At 52.5% G+C, this 24623-nt stretch carries 17 protein-coding genes, 3 tRNA genes and 3 rRNA genes; 18 read left to right on the top strand and 5 right to left on the bottom strand.

The features are described 5' to 3' along the window. The first annotated feature begins 4 nt into the window (after positions 1 to 4). From rbsA to rbsR, 5 genes are all read left to right on the top strand, one after another. Entirely contained in the window at positions 5 to 1510 is a 1506-nt protein-coding gene (gene rbsA / locus O6D90_RS23445; protein ID WP_016157825.1) for a ribose ABC transporter ATP-binding protein RbsA, read from the top strand. A gap of 5 nt (positions 1511 to 1515) precedes the next feature. After that, positions 1516 to 2481 (top strand): ribose ABC transporter permease, encoded by a 966-nt coding sequence (gene rbsC / locus O6D90_RS23440; protein ID WP_003023762.1) that lies wholly within the window; start codon positions 1516 to 1518, stop codon positions 2479 to 2481. Positions 2482 to 2505: 24 nt separating this feature from the next. Next, positions 2506 to 3396, top strand: coding sequence for a ribose ABC transporter substrate-binding protein RbsB (gene rbsB, locus O6D90_RS23435; protein WP_003023760.1), 891 nt, complete (start codon positions 2506 to 2508; stop codon positions 3394 to 3396). Positions 3397 to 3537: 141 nt separating this feature from the next. After that, on the top strand, positions 3538 to 4467 hold the full coding sequence (gene rbsK / locus O6D90_RS23430) for a ribokinase (protein WP_016157826.1): 930 nt from the start codon (positions 3538 to 3540) through the stop codon (positions 4465 to 4467). Between the two features lie 3 nt (positions 4468 to 4470). Continuing rightward, positions 4471 to 5463, top strand: coding sequence for a ribose operon transcriptional repressor RbsR (gene rbsR / locus O6D90_RS23425; RefSeq protein WP_016155093.1), 993 nt, complete (start codon positions 4471 to 4473; stop codon positions 5461 to 5463). Here rbsR and mdtD read toward each other — a convergent pair. Together mdtD and O6D90_RS23415 are read right to left on the bottom strand one after the other, a co-directional pair. Next, the gene (gene mdtD / locus O6D90_RS23420) at positions 5429 to 6856 is read right to left on the bottom strand and encodes a multidrug transporter subunit MdtD (RefSeq protein WP_016157827.1); all 1428 of its coding nucleotides are present in this window, start codon (positions 6854 to 6856) and stop codon (positions 5429 to 5431) included. The genes rbsR and mdtD overlap by 35 nt on opposite strands. 1 nt (position 6857) lies before the next feature. Beyond that, positions 6858 to 7562, bottom strand: a complete 705-nt coding sequence (locus tag O6D90_RS23415; protein ID WP_016157828.1) for a FadR/GntR family transcriptional regulator — start codon at positions 7560 to 7562, stop codon at positions 6858 to 6860. Positions 7563 to 8016: 454 nt separating this feature from the next. Between O6D90_RS23415 and O6D90_RS23410 the strand changes: the two genes are divergently transcribed. The 6 genes from O6D90_RS23410 to O6D90_RS23385 all read left to right on the top strand — a co-directional run bounded on the left by O6D90_RS23410 (position 8017) and on the right by O6D90_RS23385 (position 13316). Further along, positions 8017 to 9558: ribosomal RNA gene (locus O6D90_RS23410) — 16S ribosomal RNA — on the top strand. Between the two features lie 85 nt (positions 9559 to 9643). Beyond that, positions 9644 to 9719 (top strand) — tRNA-Glu (locus tag O6D90_RS23405). 220 nt (positions 9720 to 9939) lie between these two features. Next, a 23S ribosomal RNA gene (locus O6D90_RS23400) occupies positions 9940 to 12846 on the top strand. A gap of 94 nt (positions 12847 to 12940) precedes the next feature. Further along, positions 12941 to 13056: ribosomal RNA gene (gene rrf, locus O6D90_RS23395) — 5S ribosomal RNA — on the top strand. The 16S, 23S and 5S rRNA genes sit together here with 3 tRNA genes alongside, the layout of an rRNA operon. Positions 13057 to 13111: 55 nt before the next feature. After that, positions 13112 to 13188 (top strand) — tRNA-Asp (locus O6D90_RS23390). A gap of 52 nt (positions 13189 to 13240) precedes the next feature. Beyond that, a tRNA-Trp gene (locus O6D90_RS23385) sits at positions 13241 to 13316 on the top strand. Between the two features lie 100 nt (positions 13317 to 13416). Here O6D90_RS23385 and hdfR read toward each other — a convergent pair. After that, the gene (hdfR, locus tag O6D90_RS23380) at positions 13417 to 14262 is read right to left on the bottom strand and encodes an HTH-type transcriptional regulator HdfR (protein ID WP_087121878.1); all 846 of its coding nucleotides are present in this window, start codon (positions 14260 to 14262) and stop codon (positions 13417 to 13419) included. Positions 14263 to 14368: 106 nt separating this feature from the next. On the opposite strand from hdfR, the gene maoP reads away from it, so the two are divergent. After that, a complete protein-coding gene (gene maoP / locus O6D90_RS23375; RefSeq protein ID WP_003018025.1) occupies positions 14369 to 14707 on the top strand; it encodes a macrodomain Ori organization protein MaoP in 339 nt (112 codons plus the stop codon). Positions 14708 to 14731: 24 nt separating this feature from the next. Here the strand turns inward: maoP and O6D90_RS23370 are convergent, their stop codons facing one another. Further along, positions 14732 to 16252 carry a YifB family Mg chelatase-like AAA ATPase gene (locus O6D90_RS23370; RefSeq protein ID WP_016157830.1) on the bottom strand — a complete coding sequence of 507 codons (1521 nt, stop codon included), beginning with the start codon at positions 16250 to 16252 and terminating at the stop codon, positions 14732 to 14734. 353 nt (positions 16253 to 16605) lie between these two features. On the opposite strand from O6D90_RS23370, the gene ilvL reads away from it, so the two are divergent. The 6 genes from ilvL (at position 16606) to ilvA (ending at position 23257) form a co-directional block, all read left to right on the top strand. Continuing rightward, entirely contained in the window at positions 16606 to 16704 is a 99-nt protein-coding gene (gene ilvL, locus O6D90_RS23365) for an ilv operon leader peptide (RefSeq protein ID WP_001311244.1), read from the top strand. Positions 16705 to 16843: 139 nt separating this feature from the next. Continuing rightward, a complete protein-coding gene (ilvG, locus tag O6D90_RS23360; protein WP_016157831.1) occupies positions 16844 to 18490 on the top strand; it encodes an acetolactate synthase 2 catalytic subunit in 1647 nt (548 codons plus the stop codon). Then, positions 18487 to 18750 (top strand): acetolactate synthase 2 small subunit, encoded by a 264-nt coding sequence (ilvM, locus tag O6D90_RS23355; protein WP_003018017.1) that lies wholly within the window; start codon positions 18487 to 18489, stop codon positions 18748 to 18750. Before ilvG ends, ilvM begins: the two co-directional genes overlap by 4 nt. Positions 18751 to 18767: 17 nt before the next feature. Next, complete coding sequence (locus tag O6D90_RS23350; RefSeq protein WP_003829030.1) at positions 18768 to 19697, top strand: branched-chain amino acid transaminase; 930 nt, start codon at positions 18768 to 18770, stop codon at positions 19695 to 19697. 159 nt (positions 19698 to 19856) lie between these two features. Then, on the top strand, positions 19857 to 21707 hold the full coding sequence (ilvD, locus tag O6D90_RS23345; protein WP_016157832.1) for a dihydroxy-acid dehydratase: 1851 nt from the start codon (positions 19857 to 19859) through the stop codon (positions 21705 to 21707). A 5-nt stretch (positions 21708 to 21712) separates the two neighbouring features. Beyond that, positions 21713 to 23257, top strand: coding sequence for a threonine ammonia-lyase, biosynthetic (ilvA, locus tag O6D90_RS23340; protein WP_016157833.1), 1545 nt, complete (start codon positions 21713 to 21715; stop codon positions 23255 to 23257). Positions 23258 to 23320: 63 nt separating this feature from the next. Here the strand turns inward: ilvA and fabV are convergent, their stop codons facing one another. Continuing rightward, positions 23321 to 24514 carry an enoyl-ACP reductase FabV gene (fabV, locus tag O6D90_RS23335; protein ID WP_016155101.1) on the bottom strand — a complete coding sequence of 398 codons (1194 nt, stop codon included), beginning with the start codon at positions 24512 to 24514 and terminating at the stop codon, positions 23321 to 23323. Positions 24515 to 24623: the final 109 nt, after the last annotated feature.

The raw sequence follows: 24623 nt of genomic DNA, 5'->3' as shown, positions 1-24623 counted from the left end.
CATCATGAACGCATTACTGCAACTCAAAGGGATCGATAAAGCGTTCCCGGGCGTAAAAGCGCTATCCGGCGCCGCGCTGAATGTCTACCCAGGCCGCGTAATGGCGCTGGTGGGCGAAAACGGCGCGGGCAAATCCACCATGATGAAAGTGCTGACCGGGATCTATACCCGTGATGCCGGTTCTTTATTGTGGTTGGGAAAAGAGACCACCTTTAACGGCCCTAAATCCTCCCAGGAAGCCGGAATCGGTATCATCCACCAGGAGCTGAATTTGATCCCGCAACTCACTATCGCCGAGAACATTTTTCTTGGCCGTGAGTTCGTTAATCGCTTTGGCAAAATTGACTGGAAGAAGATGTACGCCGAAGCCGATCTGCTGCTTGCCAAACTGAATCTGCGCTTTAAAAGCGACAGACTGGTCGGTGAACTGTCGATTGGCGATCAGCAGATGGTTGAAATTGCCAAAGTGCTGAGCTTTGAATCGAAGGTCATCATTATGGATGAACCGACGGATGCGCTCACCGATACCGAAACCGAATCCCTGTTCCGCGTCATTCGCGAACTGAAATCCCAGGGACGCGGCATTGTCTATATTTCTCACCGCATGAAAGAGATCTTCGAGATTTGTGACGACGTGACAGTTTTTCGCGATGGGCAGTTTATTGCCGAGCGTGAAGTCGCAACGCTTACCGAAGACTCGCTGATTGAAATGATGGTGGGACGTAAGCTGGAAGATCAATACCCGCGCCTGGAAAAAGCGCCGGGTGATATTCGCCTTAAGGTCGATAACCTGTGCGGCCCTGGCGTAAACGATGTTTCATTCACGCTGCGTAAAGGCGAGATCCTTGGCGTATCGGGGCTGATGGGGGCCGGACGTACCGAGCTGATGAAAGTGTTGTACGGCGCATTGCCGCGCACCAGCGGTTACGTCACGCTTGATGGTCATGAAGTGGTCACCCGTTCGCCGCAGGATGGGTTGGCTAACGGCATCGTCTATATTTCTGAAGACCGTAAACGCGATGGTTTAGTGCTGGGCATGTCGGTAAAAGAGAACATGTCACTCACCGCGCTGCGTTATTTCAGTCGCGCTGGTGGAAGCCTTAAACATAAAGACGAGCAGCAGGCGGTAGGTGATTTTATTCGTCTGTTCAATGTTAAAACGCCATCGATGGAACAGGCTATCGGCCTGCTTTCTGGCGGTAATCAGCAGAAAGTGGCGATTGCGCGCGGTCTGATGACCCGACCAAAAGTCCTGATCCTCGATGAACCAACGCGCGGCGTTGACGTTGGGGCTAAGAAAGAAATCTATCAGCTTATCAACCAGTTTAAGGCCGATGGGCTGAGCATCATTCTGGTCTCCTCTGAGATGCCAGAAGTATTGGGCATGAGCGATCGAATTATCGTTATGCATGAAGGGCATCTCGGCGGTGAGTTCACTCGCGAGCAGGCCACTCAGGAAGTATTAATGGCTGCCGCTGTGGGCAAGCTTAATCGCGTGAATCAGGAGTAAAAAAGATGACTACCCAGGCTGTTTCTGGTCGCCGTTATTTCACTAAAGCATGGCTTCTGGAGCAAAAGTCGCTCATCGCTCTGTTAGTGCTGATCGCGATTGTTTCCACCATGAGCCCTAATTTTTTTACCGTTAATAACCTGTTCAACATCCTCCAGCAAACGTCGGTGAACGCCATCATGGCCGTTGGCATGACGCTGGTTATCCTGACGTCGGGGATCGATCTGTCTGTCGGTTCTTTGCTGGCGCTTACCGGTGCGGTTGCGGCTTCCATTGTAGGGATTGAAGTCAATGCGCTGGTGGCTGTCGCTGCGGCTCTGGCGCTCGGTGCTGCTATTGGCGCGGTAACCGGGGTGATTGTCGCGAAAGGCCGGGTACAGGCGTTTATCGCGACCCTGGTGATGATGCTGCTGCTGCGTGGTGTGACCATGGTATACACCAACGGCAGTCCGGTTAATACCGGGTTTACTGACAATGCCGATCTGTTTGGCTGGTTTGGTATTGGTCGTCCGTTAGGCGTCCCTACGCCTGTGTGGATTATGGGGATTGTCTTCCTCGCGGCGTGGTACATGCTGCACCACACTCGTCTGGGTCGTTATATCTATGCGCTGGGCGGTAACGAAGCGGCAACGCGCCTGTCCGGTATCAGCGTAAGTAAAATCAAAATTATCGTTTACTCCCTGTGTGGTCTGCTGGCATCGCTGGCGGGCATCATTGAAGTAGCGCGCCTCTCCTCTGCGCAACCGACGGCAGGTACTGGCTATGAGCTGGATGCTATCGCCGCGGTGGTGTTAGGTGGTACCAGCCTGGCGGGCGGTAAAGGACGTATTGTTGGGACGCTGATCGGCGCATTGATTCTTGGTTTCCTCAATAATGGTTTGAATTTGTTAGGTGTATCCTCCTATTACCAGATGATCGTCAAAGCGGTGGTGATTTTGCTGGCGGTACTGGTAGACAACAAAAAGCAGTAACAACGATTACAGGACATCTTAAATATGAACATGAAAAAACTGGCTACCCTGGTTTCTGCTGTTGCGCTGAGCGCCACCGTGAGCGCGAATGCGATGGCGAAAGATACCATTGCGCTGGTGGTCTCCACCCTCAACAACCCGTTCTTTGTTTCTTTGAAGGATGGGGCGCAAAAAGAGGCCGATAAGCTGGGCTACAACCTGGTGATTCTGGACTCACAGAACAACCCGGCGAAAGAGCTGGCTAACGTTCAGGATTTAACGGTTCGTGGAACTAAAATTCTGCTGATTAACCCGACAGACTCCGATGCTGTTGGTAACGCTGTGAAGATGGCTAACCAGGCGAAAATTCCGGTTATCACCCTGGACCGCGTTGCGTCCAAAGGCGAAGTGGTAAGCCATATTGCATCTGATAACGTGCTGGGCGGCAAGATTGCGGGCGATTACATCGCGAAGAAAGCGGGTGAAGGCGCGAAAGTTATCGAACTGCAGGGTATTGCCGGTACTTCAGCGGCGCGTGAGCGTGGCGAAGGTTTCCAGCAGGCTGTTGCGGCACACAAATTTAACGTACTGGCCAGCCAGCCGGCCGACTTCGACCGCACCAAAGGTCTGAACGTCATGCAGAACCTGCTTACCGCGCATCCTGACGTGCAGGCCGTATTTGCCCAGAACGATGAAATGGCTTTGGGTGCGCTGCGCGCACTGCAAACTGCGGGTAAATCTGATGTGATGGTGGTTGGATTTGACGGTACTCCAGATGGCGAAAAAGCAGTAAATGATGGCAAACTGGCTGCGACCATTGCTCAGCTGCCGGATCAGATCGGCGCGAAAGGCGTTGAGACTGCGGATAAAGTACTGAAAGGCGAGAAGGTTCAGGCTAAATATCCGGTTGACCTGAAGCTGGTCATCAAGCAGTAATACCGATTCAGGTCGCTCGCGGCCTGATGGAGACATAAAGACGCCATCCCCGTATCGGGTTTTGGGGATGAAAGCGTAAAAAGAAAAGCAGGGCACGCGCCACCCTAATCCGGTGGCGCACTTTGACTTGGAACACCAAATATGAAAACCGCAGGCAACCTCGTTGTTCTTGGCAGTATCAATGCCGATCACATCCTCAACCTTAACTCTTTCCCGACACCTGGTGAAACCGTAACCGGTAACCATTATCAGGTCGCATTTGGTGGTAAAGGCGCGAATCAGGCTGTTGCTGCGGGGCGTAGTGGCGCGAATATCGCATTTATTGCCTGTACGGGTGATGATGATATTGGCGAAAGTGTTCGTAAACAGTTAGCCAAAGATAATATCGATATTGCGCCGATTAGCGTAATTTCGGGGGAATCGACCGGTGTGGCGTTGATTTTTGTGAATGGTGAAGGTGAGAACGTCATCGGCATTCATGCTGGTGCGAACGCGGCACTTTCGCCTGCGCTGGTGGAAGCTCAGCATGAGCGTATTGCCCAGGCGTCTGCCTTACTGATGCAGTTAGAGTCGCCGATCGAAAGCGTACTGGCTGCGGCAAAGATTGCACATCAAAATAAGACCACGGTAGCCCTTAACCCGGCCCCGGCACGTGAACTTTCTGACGAACTGCTGGCGCTGGTGGATATTATTACCCCGAATGAAACCGAGGCTGAAAAGCTCACGGGGATCCGGGTTGAAAACGATGAAGACGCGGCCAAAGCTGCGCAGGCATTGCACGCGAAGGGGATCCATACTGTACTGATTACCTTAGGCAGTCGCGGGGTGTGGGCCAGCGTAAATGGTGAAGGTCAGCGTGTGCCAGGGTTTAAAGTGGACGCCGTTGATACCATCGCTGCTGGGGATACCTTTAACGGCGCGTTAATTACAGCGTTACTGGAAGAGACCCCGCTGCCTGAAGCGATCCGATTTGCACATGCCGCTGCGGCGATTGCGGTCACCCGTAAGGGCGCACAGCCTTCCGTTCCATGGCGCGAAGAAATAGAAGCGTTTTTAAGTCAACAGAGGTAACGCTTGGCTACAATGAAGGACGTCGCCCGCCTGGCGGGGGTTTCCACGTCGACGGTTTCTCACGTCATTAATAAAGATCGCTTTGTCAGTGAGTCTGTCACTGACAAAGTTGAAGCGGCGATTAAAGAGCTTAACTACGCGCCCTCAGCGCTGGCGCGTAGTCTCAAGTTAAACCAGACCCACACTATTGGCATGTTAATCACTGCCAGTACCAACCCCTTTTATTCCGAGCTGGTGCGCGGCGTTGAACGTAGTTGTTTTGAACGCGGCTACAGCCTGGTGCTGTGCAACACTGAAGGTGATGAACAGCGCATGAACCGTAATCTGGAAACGTTAATGCAAAAACGGGTGGACGGCTTGCTGCTGCTCTGCACGGAAACACATCAACCTTCCAGGGAGATCATGCAACGCTATCCTTCTATACCGACCGTCATGATGGACTGGTCGCCTTTTGATGGTGAAAGCGATCTGATCCAGGATAACTCCCTGTTGGGCGGGGATTTAGCCACTCAACATCTTATCGAAAAAGGTTTTACGCGCATTGCCTGCATCACCGGGCCGCTGGATAAAACTCCGGCGCGTTTACGTCTGGAAGGATATCGGGCGGCAATGAAGCGGGCGGGGTTGCCGGTCCCGGAAGGTTACGAGATTACCGGTGACTTTGAGTTCGGCGGCGGCTTTGAAGCTATGCAAACGTTGCTGTCGCATAAACAGCGACCGCAGGCCGTTTTTACCGGCAATGATGCCATGGCGGTTGGCGCGTATCAGGCACTGTACCAATCGGGATTGCGCATTCCGCAGGATATGGCGGTGGTGGGTTATGATGATATCGAGCTGGCGCGCTATATGACGCCGCCGCTGACGACCATCCATCAACCAAAAGATGAACTGGGCGAACTAGCCATCGATGTATTAATCCACCGGATGGCGCAGCCCGCATTACAGCAACAGCGCCTGCAACTTACTCCTGTTTTGATGGAGCGGGGGTCGGTTTAGGATTATGTCGCTCTTTAATCAGATTACGTCCATCTTTTGCTTTTAGCAGCATGAACATCAGCGCAGACACTACCGTGATAGCGCCCATCGTCATAAAGGTGTAGTGGAACTGCTCGACCGTATTGGTACCTTCCATACCTTCATAGATACGCAGAACGGCAGCGCTGATGGCGACCCCTAAACTGATTGATAACTGCTGAGTAACGGCCAGCACACTGTTGCCGCTGCTGGCGTTTTCATCAGTCAGGTCTGCCAGAGTGATGGTATTCATGGAGGTAAACTGGGTGGACATCGCCATACCTAAAATGAACAACGGCAGGATCAACATCCAGACCGGCATGGCGGGAGATTGCAATGCGAACTGCGCAATCATCAGGCCGATAAATACCGTAACACCCACCAGTGTGGTTCTGTAGCCGAGCCGGCGCAGCACCTGCGTCACCATTGATTTTGCCAGTATTGATCCCAGCGCCGTTGGCGCCATCATGCAACCGGCGATCAGCGCTGGGTATCCAAAGCCTACCTGCAACATCAGCGGCATTAAGAAGGGCACGCACCCTGTACCCAGACGAGTGGCAAGGTTTCCGGCGATCCCGACGGAAAAAGTTCGGGTCTTAAATATAGGAAGCGATATTAGCGGCGTTGGGTGACGACGCGCGTGGCGAATGTAGGCGAGCAGTAACAGAATGCTGGCAAGAATAATGCTGAGTGCTATCCAGGTCTCGACAAGCTTCTCACCGAACAGCTCTACCCCGCTGGAAAACAACACCAGGCTCAAACCAAACAGAAAGAAACCGGTCATATCAAAACCGCGGCGCGGCGTGGTGAAGTTCGGCATATATTTGCGGGCATAGAAGATACCGGCAACCCCAATTGGAATATTAATCAGGAAGATCCAGTGCCAACTGGCCCACGTGACCAGTACACCGCCCAATACCGGACCTAAAATCGGCCCCACAAGTCCAGGCATGGTTACGAAGTTAAGCACGGGAAGCAGTTCGCTGCGGGGGTAAGCACGCAATAATGCCAGACGGGCAACGGGCATCATCATAGCGCCGCCAATGCCCTGAATGATGCGGAAAATCACCAGTTCGCTTAGGGAGCTGGACAGCGCACAGGCCAGCGAACCCAGCGTAAACAGGCTAACAGCTATCATAAAGACGCGCCGGGTACCAAACCTGTCTGCCAGCCATCCACTCACCGGGATCAGCATCGCGACCGTCAGGGTGTAACTGATAATGGCTGACTGCATGGCGAGCGGAGAGCGGTTAAGGCTGTGTGCTATTGCGGGTAAGGCGGTATTGAGGATCGTGGCGTCTAGTGCCTGCATAAAAAAGGCCATGGCTGCTATCCACGGTAGCCCGGCCATACTGCGTGATTTCTTTTCTGACATATTATTTATCCGGTAGCACGTTCGGTGCTATCAGCAATGCCTGACAGGCAGCGAAGGCGCGATCGCCATCGCTCTCATCTATTGCGTCGACAATGGCCTGGTGTAAATCCAGCTTGACCACGTCGTTATAGGTAATAGAGGTAAAGTAGGTCTGGTAAACGGAATGGAAGAGTGACGCGAAGGAGATAAGGAACGGGTTCGCACTCATTTCATAGATGTGTTCATGCCAGGCGATATCAACCTCAATCCAACGCTCGCGTCTGAAGTTTCTTTTCAGCTCCACCATTTCTTCCATCAGCGTGTTGAGATGCGCTTTCTGTTCTGCCGTACCTATAGTCGCCGCCAGTAAACACGCCTGAGGCTCCAGGCTGATACGCATCACCAGAAAATGTTTAATGACCTGAGAGAAATTATCTTCCGTCATCCACCAGGTGAGTAGCTCCTGGTCGAGGAAGTTCCAGTTTGCCTGCGGCATGACGCGTGTACCAATACGCGGGCGCGGTAATACCATACCTTTTGCCGTTAACGTCTTTACCGCTTCTCTTACCGCGGTACGACTCACGCCAAACTGATCGCCCAGCTCTATTTCGCCAGGCAATATAGCGCCCGGTGCGTATTCACCTTTTAATATTCGCTGAGCCAGCTTTTCGGCCAGAACGTAGGACAGGTTTTTCTGTGCGGCTAGCTGTTGGGCATTTAACGGCATGAATGGTTTTCCTTACTTTATTTCTTATTCATTAGTATGCCACCTGGACGTGTTATTGCGGCTGCAAAAACGGCAATTTGCTTATTTTATGGCATGTTAATGGTGGTTTTGCTGAAAAAACACGCACTCGGAAAGTTATTTTAAATTTCCCCTTGTCAGCCTGAAATAACTCCCTATAATGCGCCTCCACTGACACGGAACAACGGATTACAAACCGCCGGGTCAGCGGAGAAAAGCGAAAATAAACGCTTGACTCTGTAGCGGGATGGCGTAATATGCACACCCCGCGACGCTAAGAAAAAGCGAAGCGGCACTGCTCTTTAACAATTTATCAGACAATCTGTGTGGGCACTCGAAGATACGGATTCTTAACGTCGCAAGACGAAAAATGAATACCAAGTCTCTGAGTGAACACGTAATTCATTACGAAGTTTAATTCACGAGCATCAAACTTAAATTGAAGAGTTTGATCATGGCTCAGATTGAACGCTGGCGGCAGGCCTAACACATGCAAGTCGAACGGTAGCACAGAGGAGCTTGCTCCTTGGGTGACGAGTGGCGGACGGGTGAGTAATGTCTGGGAAACTGCCCGATGGAGGGGGATAACTACTGGAAACGGTAGCTAATACCGCATAACGTCGCAAGACCAAAGAGGGGGACCTTCGGGCCTCTTGCCATCGGATGTGCCCAGATGGGATTAGCTAGTAGGTGGGGTAACGGCTCACCTAGGCGACGATCCCTAGCTGGTCTGAGAGGATGACCAGCCACACTGGAACTGAGACACGGTCCAGACTCCTACGGGAGGCAGCAGTGGGGAATATTGCACAATGGGCGCAAGCCTGATGCAGCCATGCCGCGTGTATGAAGAAGGCCTTCGGGTTGTAAAGTACTTTCAGCGAGGAGGAAGGCATTGTGGTTAATAACCGCAGTGATTGACGTTACTCGCAGAAGAAGCACCGGCTAACTCCGTGCCAGCAGCCGCGGTAATACGGAGGGTGCAAGCGTTAATCGGAATTACTGGGCGTAAAGCGCACGCAGGCGGTCTGTCAAGTCGGATGTGAAATCCCCGGGCTCAACCTGGGAACTGCATCCGAAACTGGCAGGCTAGAGTCTTGTAGAGGGGGGTAGAATTCCAGGTGTAGCGGTGAAATGCGTAGAGATCTGGAGGAATACCGGTGGCGAAGGCGGCCCCCTGGACAAAGACTGACGCTCAGGTGCGAAAGCGTGGGGAGCAAACAGGATTAGATACCCTGGTAGTCCACGCCGTAAACGATGTCGACTTGGAGGTTGTGCCCTTGAGGCGTGGCTTCCGGAGCTAACGCGTTAAGTCGACCGCCTGGGGAGTACGGCCGCAAGGTTAAAACTCAAATGAATTGACGGGGGCCCGCACAAGCGGTGGAGCATGTGGTTTAATTCGATGCAACGCGAAGAACCTTACCTACTCTTGACATCCAGAGAACTTAGCAGAGATGCTTTGGTGCCTTCGGGAACTCTGAGACAGGTGCTGCATGGCTGTCGTCAGCTCGTGTTGTGAAATGTTGGGTTAAGTCCCGCAACGAGCGCAACCCTTATCCTTTGTTGCCAGCGGTTCGGCCGGGAACTCAAAGGAGACTGCCAGTGATAAACTGGAGGAAGGTGGGGATGACGTCAAGTCATCATGGCCCTTACGAGTAGGGCTACACACGTGCTACAATGGCATATACAAAGAGAAGCGACCTCGCGAGAGCAAGCGGACCTCATAAAGTATGTCGTAGTCCGGATTGGAGTCTGCAACTCGACTCCATGAAGTCGGAATCGCTAGTAATCGTGGATCAGAATGCCACGGTGAATACGTTCCCGGGCCTTGTACACACCGCCCGTCACACCATGGGAGTGGGTTGCAAAAGAAGTAGGTAGCTTAACCTTCGGGAGGGCGCTTACCACTTTGTGATTCATGACTGGGGTGAAGTCGTAACAAGGTAACCGTAGGGGAACCTGCGGTTGGATCACCTCCTTACCTTAAAGAAACGTTCTTTGTAGTGCTCACACAGATTGTCTGATGAAAAGTAAATAGCAAGGCGTCTTGCGATTGAGACTTCAGTGTCCCCTTCGTCTAGAGGCCCAGGACACCGCCCTTTCACGGCGGTAACAGGGGTTCGAATCCCCTAGGGGACGCCACTTGCTGGTATGTGTGAGTGAAAGTCGCCGACCGAAGTATCTCAAAACAGACTTTCGAGTCTTGTTTGAGATATTTGCTCTTTAAAAATCTGGATCAAGCTGAAAATTGAAACGACACACTGTTTCATTTCTCCGTAAACAAGAAATGAAAAGCGGTGTGTTCGAGTCTCTCAAATTTTCGCAACACTGAAGTGTTTTACGAAACATCTTCGGGTTGTGAGGTTAAGCGACTAAGCGTACACGGTGGATGCCCTGGCAGTCAGAGGCGATGAAGGACGTGCTAATCTGCGATAAGCGTCGGTAAGGTGATATGAACCGTTATAACCGGCGATTTCCGAATGGGGAAACCCAGTGTGATTCGTCACACTATCATTACGTGAATACATAGCGTAATGAAGCGAACCGGGGGAACTGAAACATCTAAGTACCCCGAGGAAAAGAAATCAACCGAGATTCCCCCAGTAGCGGCGAGCGAACGGGGAGCAGCCCAGAGTCTGAATCAGCATGTGTGGTAGTGGAACGGTCTGGAAAGTCCGACGGTACAGGGTGATAGTCCCGTACACAAAAGTGCATGTGTTGTGAACTCGAAGAGTAGGGCGGGACACGTGGTATCCTGTCTGAATATGGGGGGACCATCCTCCAAGGCTAAATACTCCTGACTGACCGATAGTGAACCAGTACCGTGAGGGAAAGGCGAAAAGAACCCCGGCGAGGGGAGTGAAAAAGAACCTGAAACCGTGTACGTACAAGCAGTGGGAGCCTCTTTATGGGGTGACTGCGTACCTTTTGTATAATGGGTCAGCGACTTATATTCTGTAGCAAGGTTAACCGAATAGGGGAGCCGAAGGGAAACCGAGTCTTAACTGGGCGTTAAGTTGCAGGGTATAGACCCGAAACCCGGTGATCTAGCCATGGGCAGGTTGAAGGTTGGGTAACACTAACTGGAGGACCGAACCGACTAATGTTGAAAAATTAGCGGATGACTTGTGGCTGGGGGTGAAAGGCCAATCAAACCGGGAGATAGCTGGTTCTCCCCGAAAGCTATTTAGGTAGCGCCTCGTGAATTCATCTTCGGGGGTAGAGCACTGTTTCGGCTAGGGGGTCATCCCGACTTACCAACCCGATGCAAACTGCGAATACCGAAGAATGTTATCACGGGAGACACACGGCGGGTGCTAACGTCCGTCGTGAAGAGGGAAACAACCCAGACCGCCAGCTAAGGTCCCAAAGTCATGGTTAAGTGGGAAACGATGTGGGAAGGCACAGACAGCCAGGATGTTGGCTTAGAAGCAGCCATCATTTAAAGAAAGCGTAATAGCTCACTGGTCGAGTCGGCCTGCGCGGAAGATGTAACGGGGCTAAACCATGCACCGAAGCTGCGGCAGCGACACTATGTGTTGTTGGGTAGGGGAGCGTTCTGTAAGCCGTTGAAGGTGTGCTGTGAGGCATGCTGGAGGTATCAGAAGTGCGAATGCTGACATAAGTAACGATAATGCGGGTGAAAAACCCGCACGCCGGAAGACCAAGGGTTCCTGTCCAACGTTAATCGGGGCAGGGTGAGTCGACCCCTAAGGCGAGGCCGAAAGGCGTAGTCGATGGGAAACAGGTTAATATTCCTGTACTTGGTGTTACTGCGAAGGGGGGACGGAGAAGGCTATGTTAGCCGGGCGACGGTTGTCCCGGTTTAAGCATGTAGGCGGAGATTCCAGGTAAATCCGGAGTCTTGCTAACGCTGAGGTGTGATGACGAGGCACTACGGTGCTGAAGTAACAAATGCCCTGCTTCCAGGAAAAGCCTCTAAGCATCAGGTAACACGAAATCGTACCCCAAACCGACACAGGTGGTCAGGTAGAGAATACCAAGGCGCTTGAGAGAACTCGGGTGAAGGAACTAGGCAAAATGGTGCCGTAACTTCGGGAGAAGGCACGCTGATATGTAGGTGAAGTGATTTACTCATGGAGCTGAAATCAGTCGAAGATACCAGCTGGCTGCAACTGTTTATTAAAAACACAGCACTGTGCAAACACGAAAGTGGACGTATACGGTGTGACGCCTGCCCGGTGCCGGAAGGTTAATTGATGGGGTTATCCGTAAGGAGAAGCTCTTGATCGAAGCCCCGGTAAACGGCGGCCGTAACTATAACGGTCCTAAGGTAGCGAAATTCCTTGTCGGGTAAGTTCCGACCTGCACGAATGGCGTAATGATGGCCAGGCTGTCTCCACCCGAGACTCAGTGAAATTGAACTCGCTGTGAAGATGCAGTGTACCCGCGGCAAGACGGAAAGACCCCGTGAACCTTTACTATAGCTTGACACTGAACACTGGTCCTTGATGTGTAGGATAGGTGGGAGGCTTTGAAGTGTGGACGCCAGTCTGCATGGAGCCAACCTTGAAATACCACCCTTTAATGGCTGGTGTTCTAACGTAGACCCGTAATCCGGGTTGCGGACAGTGTCTGGTGGGTAGTTTGACTGGGGCGGTCTCCTCCTAAAGAGTAACGGAGGAGCACGAAGGTTAGCTAATCCTGGTCGGACATCAGGAGGTTAGTGCAAAGGCATAAGCTAGCTTGACTGCGAGAGTGACGGCTCGAGCAGGTGCGAAAGCAGGTCTTAGTGATCCGGTGGTTCTGAATGGAAGGGCCATCGCTCAACGGATAAAAGGTACTCCGGGGATAACAGGCTGATACCGCCCAAGAGTTCATATCGACGGCGGTGTTTGGCACCTCGATGTCGGCTCATCACATCCTGGGGCTGAAGTAGGTCCCAAGGGTATGGCTGTTCGCCATTTAAAGTGGTACGCGAGCTGGGTTTAGAACGTCGTGAGACAGTTCGGTCCCTATCTGCCGTGGGCGCTGGAGAATTGAGGGGGGCTGCTCCTAGTACGAGAGGACCGGAGTGGACGCATCACTGGTGTTCGGGTTGTCATGCCAATGGCATTGCCCGGTAGCTAAATGCGGAAGAGATAAGTGCTGAAAGCATCTAAGCACGAAACTTGCCCCGAGATGAGTTCTCCCTGACCCTTTAAGGGTCCTGAAGGAACGTTGAAGACGACGACGTTGATAGGTCGGGTGTGTAAGCGTAGCGATACGTTGAGCTAACCGATACTAATGAACCGTGAGGCTTAACCTTACAACGCCGAAGATGTTTTGGCGAAAGAGACACGATATTCAGCTTGATTACAGATTAATCGACATGCGAAAAGCGTGTTGATAAACAGAATTTGCCTGGCGGCTGTAGCGCGGTGGTCCCACCTGACCCCATGCCGAACTCAGAAGTGAAACGCCGTAGCGCCGATGGTAGTGTGGGGTCTCCCCATGCGAGAGTAGGGAACTGCCAGGCATCAAATTGCAGTAAACCGGGATGAATAATCCGGGTAGTGACAAAGAAATTCGGTGGAGCGGTAGTTCAGTTGGTTAGAATACCTGCCTGTCACGCAGGGGGTCGCGGGTTCGAGTCCCGTCCGTTCCGCCACTTATTAGAAAATTAAGCCTGCTACCAAGCAGGCTTAATGATAAGAAAATTTAGGGGCGTAGCTCAGTTGGTAGAGCACCGGTCTCCAAAACCGGGTGTCGCGAGTTCGAGTCTCTCCGCCCCTGCCAGAAATAATCCTTAGCATTTTTGCTAAGGATTTTTTTTTACCTGCAATTTGAATTATGCCTTCCTGCTGTTTTACTCCCGGCATCCTTGCCTATATTTTCTTTAATTTTCCAGAATATCTGTTCTCAGCAGATCGCAAATTAGTCCATTTTTATCGCTGTTTTGCAGCCAAACTGCATATAAAGGACGTGAAAGCGTTGTACTGTCGGTAACCGTATGGAGATCGCTTTTGGTTTTGGCCCAGTTGACGGGAAGCCAGCTAAAGCCCTTAATCACTGAAAGTTGCTGCCTGGCCAATTCTGCCGAACTGGTGGTGAGTACCGGCACTTCATCTCCCGCTATTAGTCCCGCTTCGTGTTGTTGAAAATCGGGTCCCCATTCCAGGCGTAAATAATTCAGCTCATCTTTGGTTTGCGAAGGAGAGCTGCAATAGAGCGCCAGCGTGAAATATCCCAACAGTTGGCTGCTAAATTCGTCCATTTTGGGTGTTTCGGTAGTAATCAGTAGATCAAGCTGTCGTTCATGAAGCTGTTTTACTAACGATTGGCGTTGAGCGATCCTCGCTTCAAACTGCAGGCTGGATTGTGGCTCCTGAGATTGATACAAACGCTTCAACCAGTCATTAAGCATGCACTCCCAGAGAGATGCGCTGGCACCGATAGAAAACTCGTTATGCCGCGAGGTATTCGCGACTTCCTTACGTGCTGCCTGCCACGTATTCATCAACGTTTCGGCGTAAGGCAATAATTTTTCACCTGCAGCGGTTAAACGGATATTGTTTCTGTGTCGGGTGAACAGGTTTACACCCAATTGATTTTCCAGTTGTCTGATCCGGAAACTAACCGCTGATTGGGTCAGGTAGAGCGCTTCAGCAGCCCTGCCAAAGTGGCGTGTCCGGCTAACTTCCAGGAAAGTTTTTAACAATTCCGTATCCACAACTCGCTCCATAAAATTATTTGTCGTTATGATTTAAATCTTTTGTTTGACGCTCTGTCAAGCGTAACTAATACTCCGCGCCATAAATAGCTCGGCCAAAGAATTAGGAGCGTGCAGGATGGCGGAAAGCTTTACGACGACTAATCGATATTTCGATAATAAATATTATCCCCGCGGATTCTCCCGTCATGGTGATTTCACCATTAAAGAAGCACAACTGCTTGAGCGTCACGGTTATGCTTTCAACGAGCTGGATCTGGGCAAGCGTGAGCCGGTAACTGAAGAAGAAAAACTGTTTGTTGCGGTATGCCGTGGTGAACGTGAGCCGGTTACAGAAGCTGAACGTGTGTGGTCTAAATACATGACGCGTATTAAGCGTCCAAAACGTTTCCACACCTTATCGGGTGGGAAACCTCAGGTGGAAGGCGCAGAAGACTACACCGAATCTGATGATTAATAAAAAAGGGCGAAAGCCCTTTTTTTATGTCAGTAATTTCTGCAGATGAATGAGTAACCTGTCTATCGCTCGGTACCCAACGGCCTCCTGTAAATGCTGGCGAGAGATGTGATCACATTGTTCGATATCCGCAATCGTTCGAGCGACCTTAATCAGGCGCAGCCAGGCGCGGATAGACAATCCGAGATGCGCGAGAGTTTCTTCAAGCCACTGTGCATCGTCGCTACGCAGTAGGCAGTATTTATGAATATCCTGACTGTCCAGATGTGCGTTTAACTTATTTTGCCGCTGATACTGACGCTCTCGCGCTGCCATAACACGTTGCTTCACCGTTGCGCTATTTTCCCCTTTCATCGCGTTCTGGCTGAGTATACCGGGCGGCGGTAAGGGAATTTCGAGGGAGAGGTCGAAGCGGTCAAGAAATGGACCTGACAATCGATTTAGGTAGCGCAGCGTCTGTTCTGGGGTACAGCGGTTATGGTTCCCCTGATAATGGCCCGTCGGGCTTGGATTCATCGCAGCTATGAGTTGAAAGCGTGCGGGATAGGTTATTTTTGCTCTGGTGCGGGATAGATGGATCTGCCCGGACTCGATGGGTTCGCGCAGTGCATCCAGCGTGCGCCGCTCAAACTCGGGTAGTTCATCCAGAAACAGTATGCCGTTGTGCGCTAAAGAGATCTCTCCTGGCGCAGGAATAGAGCCTCCACCGACCATGGCGGTTAATGAAGCACTGTGATGTGGCGAGCGAAAAGGGCGCTGCTTCCACTGTTTTTGTATCGTGTCGGAATGGATCAGACAGAGTATCGCGGCACTTTCCAGCGCTTCATCGTTGCTAAGTGGAGGGAGTAGCCCTCTGAGTCGACTGGCTAGCATAGTCTTTCCCGTACCCGGCGGGCCGATGAGCAAGAGGTTGTGGCCGCCTGCTGCGGTAAGCTCCAGCCCGCGTTTACCCTGTTCCTGGCCGATAACATCACTCAGATCATCAGCTAATGCGTTAGGCGTAAAATCTGCGGATGATGGCCTGTCTAAATCATGCTTACCTTCGAGAAATGCGCATACGGTCTGCAGGTGATCGGCGATCAGGCACCCTTCGCCGTGTATCAGTCCAACTTCAGCGGCATTCTCTTTTGCGACAATAATTCGCCTGCCTGCACGAATGGCCTCGGTTGCGCTTGATATCGCGCCGGGAACGCCGCGTAGCGCGCCTGTAAGCGCTAATTCACCTACCAGCTCGTAGGTGTCGAGATTGTTGGGTGTAAGCTGCTCAGAAGCGGCCAGAAGCGCAACAGCGATAGGTAAATCATATCGCCCCCCTTCTTTCGGGAGATCGGCCGGAGCGAGGTTTATAGTTATCTTCTTTGCCGGGAATTCATAACCGCTATTAATAATCGCACTGCGTACCCGATCGCGAGCCTCTTTCACCGTCGTTTCGGGCAGCCCCACCATGGTTAAACCAGGCAGGCCGTTGCTGATATGTACCTCGATGGTAATGGCTGGCGCATTCACGCCTAGCGCGGCGCGTGTGTGAACAATCGATAGTGACATAATTCCTCCTGATAAAAGTATTATGTCGCAATACATCGCGGCAAGATTTCACATAATTACGGTTTTTAGATGCTGATTCACGTATTTTTGCGCAACGTATAATTGCTTGCATTAAGCCTGGAATGACGCCCGCAAATGCTTTTGAATGGTGTTTGTATTGGGGATCGGGTTACCGAGGATCGCGTGAAGCGTGAAATATTTTCATTTTTGATTTTTTTGTATAAAAAACAACGGTATTTATCTAAACCGTTAACGACGTCAGAAAAACGAATAAAAAAATATCTTGTGTCATTTGCAAATTCTATGGTAACTCTTTAGGTATTCCTTCGAACAAGATGCAAGAAAATACAAAAATGACAGCCCTTCTACGAGTGATTAGCCTGGTCGTGATTAGCGTGGTGGTGATTATTATCCCACCGTGCGGGGCTGCACTTGGACGAGGAAAGGCTTAGAAAACAAGCCTTAACGAACTAAGACCCCCGCACCGAAAGGTCCGGGGGTTTTTTTTGACCTTAAAAACATACACGAGGAGCAGAAAGTGAACGGCAGCATAAAATTCTGTTTCTCAAGATTTACGGCGGGGATGTAACTATGAATGGGGCACAGTGGGTGGTACATGCGTTGCGTGCACAAGGGGTTCAAACCGTCTTTGGTTATCCTGGTGGCGCAATTATGCCGGTTTACGATGCGTTGTATGACGGCGGCGTAGAGCACCTGTTGTGCCGACATGAGCAGGGTGCGGCAATGGCGGCGATTGGCTATGCCCGCGCGACCGGTAAAACCGGCGTTTGTATCGCTACTTCCGGCCCTGGCGCAACTAACCTGATCACGGGCCTTGCCGATGCGCTGTTAGATTCTGTTCCAGTGGTGGCGATCACCGGTCAGGTGGCATCACCTTTCATCGGAACGGATGCGTTCCAGGAAGTGGACGTGCTGGGGATGTCTCTGTCCTGCACCAAACACAGCTTCCTGGTACAGTCACTCGAAGAGTTGCCGCGTATCATGGCTGAGGCTTTCGCCGTGGCGAATTCCGGTCGTCCGGGTCCGGTTCTGGTTGATATCCCGAAAGACATCCAATTAGCCAGCGGTACGCTGGAGCCATATTTTACGACCGTCGAAAACGTAGAGACGTTTCCGCACGCTGACGTTGAGCAGGCACGTAAAATGCTGGCGCAGGCGCAAAAGCCCATCCTGTACGTAGGTGGTGGCGTAGGTATGGCGCAGGCGGTCCCGGCCCTGCGTGAATTTATCGCGATAACCCAAATGCCGGTCGCCTGCACGCTGAAAGGTCTGGGCGCAGTAGATGCTGACTACCCGTACTATTTGGGGATGTTGGGAATGCACGGTACTAAAGCCGCGAATTTCGCGGTGCAAGAGTGCGATTTACTGATTGCGGTTGGCGCACGTTTTGATGACCGGGTGACTGGTAAGCTGAATACCTTCGCACCGAACGCCAGCGTAATCCACATGGACATCGATCCAGCGGAAATGAACAAACTGCGCCAGGCCCACGTGGCGCTGCAGGGGGATTTAAATTCTCTGCTGCCAGCATTACAGCAATTGATGAAGATTGACGAATGGCGTCAGCACAGCGCTGAACTGCGCGCAGAACATACCTGGCGCTACGACCATCCGGGGGAAGCTATCTATGCGCCACTGTTGTTAAAGCAGTTATCCGATCGCAAACCTGCGGATAGCGTAGTGACAACGGATGTTGGCCAGCATCAGATGTGGTCGGCACAGCATATGACCTACACTCGCCCTGAAAACTTCATCACGTCGAGCGGTCTGGGGACGATGGGCTTTGGCCTGCCAGCAGCGGTTGGCGCGCAGGTTGCTCGCCCGAATGATACGGTAATCTGTATCTCCGGTGACGGTTCCTTCATGATGAATGTACAGGAATTGGGCACCGTAAAACGCAAGCAGTTGCCGCTGAAGATAGTTTTACTCGACAACCAGCGGTTAGGCATGGTGCGACAATGGCAGCAGCTGTTTTTCCAGGAACGTTATAGCGAAACCACCCTTACCGATAACCCCGATTTCCTCATGTTGGCCAGAGCCTTCGGCATTCCTGGTCAACACATCACCCGTAAAGACCAGGTTGAAGCGGCACTCGACACCATGCTGAACAGCGAGGGGCCATACTTGCTTCATGTCTCAATCGACGAACTTGAGAATGTCTGGCCTCTGGTGCCACCTGGCGCCAGTAACTCAGAAATGCTGGAGAAATTATCATGATGCAACATCAGGTCGCCGTTGAGGCTCGTTTCAATCCGGAAACGTTAGAACGTGTTTTACGCGTGGTACGCCATCGTGGTTTTCAGGTGTGCTCCATGAATATGGAAGCCGCCAGCGATGCGCAGAATATAAATATCGAATTGACCGTTGCCAGTCCCCGGTCGGTCGACTTACTGTTTAGTCAGTTAAGTAAACTGGTAGATGTTGCACATGTTGCTATCTGCCAGAGCACAACCACATCACAACAAATCCGCGCCTGAGCGCAAAAGGAAGAAAAATGACGACGAAAAAAGCTGATTACATTTGGTCTAATGGCGAGATGATTCGTTGGGAAGACGCGAAGGTCCACGTGATGTCCCACGCGCTGCACTACGGTACTTCTGTATTTGAAGGGATCCGTTGCTACGATTCTCACAAAGGGCCGGTAGTGTTCCGTCATCGCGAACATATGCAGCGTCTGCGTGATTCAGCCAAGATCTATCGTTTTCCCGTTTCTCAGAGCGTTGATGAGCTGATGGAAGCTTGCCGTGAGGTGATTCGTAAAAACAACCTGACCAGCGCCTATATCCGTCCGCTGGTGTTTGTTGGCGACGTAGGGATGGGCGTTAACCCGCCTGCGGGATACACCACTGATGTGATAATCGCCGCGTTCCCATGGGGGGCTTACCTCGGTGCTGAAGCGCTGGAGCAGGGGATCGACGCGATGGTTTCTTCCTGGAACCGCGTTGCGCCGAACACGATTCCTACCGCTGCTAAAGCAGGTGGTAACTATCTGTCTTCGCTGCTGGTGGGTAGTGAAGCGCGTCGTCATGGCTACCAGGAAGGCATTGCGCTGGATGTGAATGGCTACATCTCCGAAGGCGCGGGCGAAAACCTGTTTGAAGTAAAAGACGGCATTCTGTTTACCCCGCCATTTACCTCTTCCGCGCTGCCGGGTATCACCCGTGACGCGATCATTAAGCTGGCGAAAGATCTCGATATCGAAGTGCGTGAGCAGGTGCTGTCTCGTGAATCGCTGTACCTGGCCGACGAAGTGTTCATGTCCGGTACCGCGGCCGAAATCACCCCAGTACGCAGCGTCGATGGTATTCAGGTGGGCGAAGGCCGCTGCGGTCCGGTCACCAAACGCATCCAGCAGGCCTTCTTTGGCCTCTTCACCGGTGAAACGGAAGATAAATACGGCTGGTTGGATTCAGTAAACCAATAACAAAATTAATATTTCCCCAAAATAGTTCACGTTGCAGGAACACGGCAACGCAGCGAGTCCCCAGGAGCTTACTTTAGTAGGTGACTGGGGGGAGCGAGGCAGCCAACGCACCTGCGGCGTGAAATATGCAGGGGAAAGACAGACGGGAGTTAATCAAGCATGCCTAAGTATCGTTCTGCTACCACCACCCACGGCCGTAATATGGCGGGTGCCCGCGCACTGTGGCGCGCCACCGGGATGACCGATGATGACTTCGGTAAACCGATTATCGCTGTGGTGAACTCCTTTACCCAGTTTGTGCCGGGCCACGTCCACCTGCGCGATCTCGGTAAGCTGGTTGCCGAACAAATCGAAGCCTCAGGCGGCGTGGCGAAAGAGTTCAACACCATTGCCGTGGATGATGGTATCGCCATGGGTCATGGCGGCATGCTTTATTCACTGCCGTCGCGTGAGCTGATCGCCGATTCAGTGGAATATATGGTTAACGCCCACTGCGCCGATGCGATGGTCTGCATCTCTAACTGCGATAAAATCACCCCCGGGATGTTAATGGCCTCTCTGCGGCTGAATATTCCGGTGATCTTTGTTTCCGGCGGCCCAATGGAAGCCGGGAAAACCAAGCTCTCTGACCAAATCATCAAGCTTGATCTGGTTGATGCGATGATTCAGGGCGCAGACCCGAAAGTCTCCGACTCGCAGAGCGAGCAGGTTGAACGTTCGGCCTGTCCGACCTGCGGCTCGTGCTCCGGGATGTTCACCGCCAACTCGATGAACTGTCTGACCGAAGCGCTGGGTCTGTCGCAGCCGGGTAACGGTTCGCTGTTGGCGACTCACGCCGACCGTAAAGAGCTGTTTCTCAACGCAGGTAAACGCATCGTTGAGCTGACCAAACGCTACTACGAGCAGGATGACGCTTCAGCCCTGCCGCGCAACATTGCCAGCAAGGCGGCGTTTGAGAACGCCATGACGCTGGATATCGCGATGGGCGGTTCCACCAACACCGTTCTGCACCTGCTGGCGGCCGCGCAGGAAGCGGAAATCGACTTCACCATGAGTGATATTGATAAGTTGTCCCGCAAAGTCCCGCAGCTGTGTAAAGTTGCGCCGAGTACGCAGAAATACCATATGGAAGACGTGCACCGCGCGGGCGGCGTACTGGGCATTTTAGGCGAGCTGGATCGCGCCGGTCTACTGAACCGCGACGTGAAAAATGTGCTGGGACTGACTCTGCCGCAAACGCTCGATAGTTATGACGTTATGCTGACCAAAGACGATGCGGTGAAAAAAATGTTCCGCGCAGGTCCGGCTGGCATCCGTACCACCCAGGCGTTCTCGCAGGATTGTCGTTGGGACACCCTGGATGATGACCGCGCAGAAGGTTGCATTCGCTCGTTGGAACATGCTTACAGCAAAGACGGCGGCCTGGCAGTCCTGTACGGTAACTTCGCGGAAAACGGCTGTATCGTAAAAACCGCTGGTGTGGATGACAGCATCCTGAAATTCACCGGCCCGGCCAAAGTGTATGAAAGCCAGGACGATGCGGTTGAAGCTATCCTCGGCGGTAAAGTGGTTGCCGGCGACGTGGTGGTGATTCGCTACGAAGGGCCGAAGGGCGGGCCAGGCATGCAGGAAATGCTCTACCCAACCACCTTCCTGAAATCGATGGGTCTCGGTAAGGCCTGCGCGCTGATTACCGACGGTCGTTTCTCTGGCGGTACTTCGGGGCTTTCCATTGGTCACGTTTCTCCTGAAGCGGCCAGCGGCGGTAATATCGCAATTATCGAAGATGGCGACATGATTGCTATCGATATCCCGAATCGTGGCATTCAACTGCAACTGAGCGATGCGGAAATCGCTGCGCGCCGTGAAGCGCAAGAAGCTCGTGGTGACAAAGCCTGGACGCCAAAAGATCGTCAGCGTCAGGTCTCCTTTGCGCTGCGCGCTTACGCCAGCCTGGCAACCAGCGCCGACAAAGGTGCGGTGCGCGATAAGTCGAAACTAGGGGGATAATGACCATGGCGGATTCTCAACCCCTGTCCGGCGCTCCAGAAGGCGCCGAGTACCTCAGAGCAGTGCTGCGTGCGCCGGTATACGAAGCGGCGCAGGTCACACCGCTACAAAAAATGGAAAAACTCTCTTCGCGCCTCGATAACGTGATCCTGGTGAAGCGCGAAGACCGTCAACCCGTTCACAGCTTCAAGCTGCGCGGTGCCTATGCCATGATGGCCGGTCTGACCGAAGAGCAAAAAGCGCATGGCGTAATCACCGCATCGGCGGGTAATCATGCTCAGGGTGTAGCTTTCTCTTCTGCGCGATTAGGCGTGAAGGCGCTGATTGTCATGCCTACGGCTACCGCTGATATCAAAGTCGATGCCGTTCGCGGTTTCGGTGGTGAAGTACTGTTACACGGCGCGAATTTTGATGAAGCCAAAGCCAAAGCGATTGAGCTGTCGCAGCAGCAGGGTTTTACCTGGGTTCCTCCATTCGACCATCCGATGGTGATTGCCGGGCAGGGCACGCTGGCACTGGAGTTATTGCAGCAGGATGCCCACCTTGATCGTGTATTCGTGCCAGTGGGTGGTGGCGGATTAGCGGCAGGTGTGGCGGTGCTGATCAAACAGTTGATGCCGCAGATCAAAGTGATTGCCGTTGAAGCTGAAGACTCAGCCTGCCTGAAAGCGGCGCTGGATGCCGGTCAACCGGTCGATCTTCCGCGTGTTGGCCTCTTTGCTGAAGGCGTGGCGGTGAAACGTATCGGCGACGAAACCTTCCGTTTGTGCCAGGAATATCTCGACGACATCATCACTGTCGATAGCGACGCTATTTGCGCGGCAATGAAAGATCTGTTCGAGGATGTGCGCGCGGTGGCGGAACCTTCCGGTGCGCTGGCGCTGGCGGGGATGAAAAAGTACATTGCCCAGCACAACATTCGCGGCGAACGTCTGGCGCATATCCTTTCCGGCGCTAACGTTAACTTCCATGGCCTACGTTATGTTTCCGAACGTTGCGAGCTGGGCGAACAGCGCGAAGCGTTGCTGGCCGTAACTATTCCGGAAGAAAAGGGCAGCTTCCTGAAGTTTTGCCAGCTGTTGGGAGGACGCTCGGTTACCGAGTTTAACTACCGATTTGCTGATGCGAAAGACGCCTGTATTTTTGTTGGCGTCCGTCTGAGCCGTGGGCTGGAAGAGCGTAAGGAAATCCTCCAGTTGCTTAACGAGGGTGGCTACAGCGTAGTGGATTTGTCCGACGACGAAATGGCGAAGCTGCACGTGCGCTACATGGTCGGCGGGCGCCCGTCGAAACCCTTGCAGGAGCGGCTGTACAGCTTCGAATTCCCGGAATCTCCGGGGGCGTTGCTCAAATTCCTGCATACCCTGGGGACGCACTGGAATATTTCATTGTTCCACTATCGTAGTCACGGAACCGATTATGGTCGCGTACTGGCGGCGTTTGAGTTGGGTGAGCACGAGCCTGATTTCGAAACGCGACTGAACGAACTGGGTTATGACTGTCATGATGAAACGCATAACCCGGCGTTCAGGTTCTTCCTGGCGGGTTAGCGGTAGCCATTAAAAAAGGGTTCATGTAAAAACATGAACCCTTTTTGCAACTGTATCAGCAGATTACAGCGTGATGACTTCGAATTCGACTTCGGTGTTTACATCCGCATCGTAATCCACTTCGTCGAGACCAAAACCGAACAGATTCAGGAATTCCTGCTTATATCCTGCATAGTCCGTTTTTTGCGCCAGGTTTTCGGTGGTGATCAGCGGCCACAGATCGCGGCATGCCTGCTGAATGTCTTCACGCAGTTCCCAGTCATCCATACGGATACGCTGGTTGTCATCAAGCGCCACTTTATCGCCGTACAGGCTGGTGGTCATCAGACGGTTGATCTGCTCGATGCAGCCTTCATGAATGCCCTGTTCTTTCATCAGCTTGAAGACCATGGAGATGTACAGCGGCATTACCGGAATAGCAGAAGAGGCCTGCGTGATAACGGATTTCAGTACAGCAACGTTAGCGGAACCGTTCAGCGGAGCCAGTTGATTACGCAGCGCGCCTGCCGCGCGGTCGAGATCTTCTTTTGCTTTGCCCAGCGCGCCGTGCCAGTAGATTGGCCAGGTCAGGTCAGTACCGATGTAGGAGTAGGCAACGGTTTTCACGCCGTCAGCCAGCACGCCTGCTTCGCTCAGCGCGCCCATCCACAGTTCCCAGTCTTCGCCGCCCATAACGGTGACGGTGTTCTGAACTTCTTCTTCGGTTGCCGGCTCAATGCTGGCGGTTATGATCTGATCTTTGTTGGTATCGATCGCTTTAGAGGTATAAACCTCACCGATTGGCTTCAGCGCAGAACGGACGATTTCACCGGTTTTCGGCATTTTACGTACCGGAGATGCCAGTGAATAAACCACCAGGTCAATCTGACCCAGGTCTTCTTTGATCAGTTTGATAACTTCGTCGCGACACTCGTCGGAGAACGCGTCGCCGTTGATGCTTTTGGAATACAGACCTTCACGTTTTGCGGCCTCATCGAAGGCTGCAGAGTTATACCAGCCCGCGGAACCTGGCTTGGTTTCCGTGCCTGGTTTTTCGAAAAATACGCCGATAGTGGCGGCTCCGCTGCCAAACGCGGCGGAAATTCTGGAAGCAAGGCCGTAACCGGTGGAAGCACCGATGACCAGCACACGGGAAGGGCCGTTAGCGATTTTCCCGTTTTTCTTCACATAATCGATCTGTTTTTCCACATTGACTTTGCAGCCAGTCGGATGGGTCGTTGTACAGATGAATCCACGAATTTTTGGTTTGATTATCATAATGATGGCTAATTAAGTTTGTATTTTCGCTGTCAAGTGCGCAATGACACCGTCTGTTCTGGCTTGCTAAACGTGATGGTTAACAAGCCCCCCACATCTATTATGGCAC

It is taken from the genome of Citrobacter sp. 21OH12SH02A-Citro, from assembly GCF_027919895.1.
GTDB lineage: Bacteria > Pseudomonadota > Gammaproteobacteria > Enterobacterales > Enterobacteriaceae > Citrobacter > Citrobacter braakii.
Note: the sequence above shows the minus strand (reverse complement) of the source record. Positions and strands in the feature narration are given on the sequence as shown.

Bases quoted from the DNA above. Each gene is read 5' to 3' on its own strand.
- mdtD (WP_016157827.1), bottom strand. From the start codon at position 6,856: ATGTCAGAAAAGAAATCACGCAGTATGGCCGGGCTACCGTGGATAGCA.
- fabV (WP_016155101.1), bottom strand. From the start codon at position 24,514: ATGATAATCAAACCAAAAATTCGTGGATTCATCTGTACAACGACCCAT.
- ilvD (WP_016157832.1), top strand. From the start codon at position 19,857: ATGCCTAAGTATCGTTCTGCTACCACCACCCACGGCCGTAATATGGCG.
- O6D90_RS23415 (WP_016157828.1), bottom strand. From the start codon at position 7,562: ATGCCGTTAAATGCCCAACAGCTAGCCGCACAGAAAAACCTGTCCTAC.
- rbsK (WP_016157826.1), top strand. From the start codon at position 3,538: ATGAAAACCGCAGGCAACCTCGTTGTTCTTGGCAGTATCAATGCCGAT.
- ilvG (WP_016157831.1), top strand. From the start codon at position 16,844: ATGAATGGGGCACAGTGGGTGGTACATGCGTTGCGTGCACAAGGGGTT.
- hdfR (WP_087121878.1), bottom strand. From the start codon at position 14,262: ATGGAGCGAGTTGTGGATACGGAATTGTTAAAAACTTTCCTGGAAGTT.
- ilvL (WP_001311244.1), top strand. From the start codon at position 16,606: ATGACAGCCCTTCTACGAGTGATTAGCCTGGTCGTGATTAGCGTGGTG.
- rbsC (WP_003023762.1), top strand. From the start codon at position 1,516: ATGACTACCCAGGCTGTTTCTGGTCGCCGTTATTTCACTAAAGCATGG.
- O6D90_RS23350 (WP_003829030.1), top strand. From the start codon at position 18,768: ATGACGACGAAAAAAGCTGATTACATTTGGTCTAATGGCGAGATGATT.
- O6D90_RS23370 (WP_016157830.1), bottom strand. From the start codon at position 16,252: ATGTCACTATCGATTGTTCACACACGCGCCGCGCTAGGCGTGAATGCG.
- rbsA (WP_016157825.1), top strand. From the start codon at position 5: ATGAACGCATTACTGCAACTCAAAGGGATCGATAAAGCGTTCCCGGGC.
- ilvA (WP_016157833.1), top strand. From the start codon at position 21,713: ATGGCGGATTCTCAACCCCTGTCCGGCGCTCCAGAAGGCGCCGAGTAC.
- ilvM (WP_003018017.1), top strand. From the start codon at position 18,487: ATGATGCAACATCAGGTCGCCGTTGAGGCTCGTTTCAATCCGGAAACG.
- maoP (WP_003018025.1), top strand. From the start codon at position 14,369: ATGGCGGAAAGCTTTACGACGACTAATCGATATTTCGATAATAAATAT.
- rbsB (WP_003023760.1), top strand. From the start codon at position 2,506: ATGAACATGAAAAAACTGGCTACCCTGGTTTCTGCTGTTGCGCTGAGC.